This is a genomic window from Paraburkholderia sp. SIMBA_030, assembly GCF_046535245.1.
Taxonomy (GTDB): Bacteria; Pseudomonadota; Gammaproteobacteria; order Burkholderiales; family Burkholderiaceae; genus Paraburkholderia.
Window position 1 is genome coordinate 1 of sequence record NZ_JAWRXB010001699.1, and the last position, 233, is coordinate 233.

Below are 233 nucleotides of genomic sequence, written 5' to 3' on the forward strand. Positions count from 1 at the left end.
TCGGACATGACCCGCCCGGTGGGGTTATGGAAATCGGGGACGAGGTAGGCCATCGCCGGGCGTTGTTGCCTCATGGTGGTCATCATGGCGTCCATGTCCCAGCCCGGCGAAGTCCTGGAAGTGATCCCGGGAAGTCCCACGGGCGACGGTTTACAGCCTGCGGCGCGAATGGCGTCCAGGGCGTTGGGATAGGTGGGGTGTTCCACGAGCACTTTGTCCTGTTTGCCGGCGAC

The 233-nt window shown here is 63.9% G+C and carries 1 pseudogene; it reads right to left on the minus strand.

Annotation, left to right across the window (positions count from 1 at the left end):
• Positions 1 to 206, minus strand: a pseudogene (locus SB772_RS45815) (PLP-dependent aminotransferase family protein); the annotation flags it as partial.
• Positions 207 to 233: the final 27 nt, after the last annotated feature.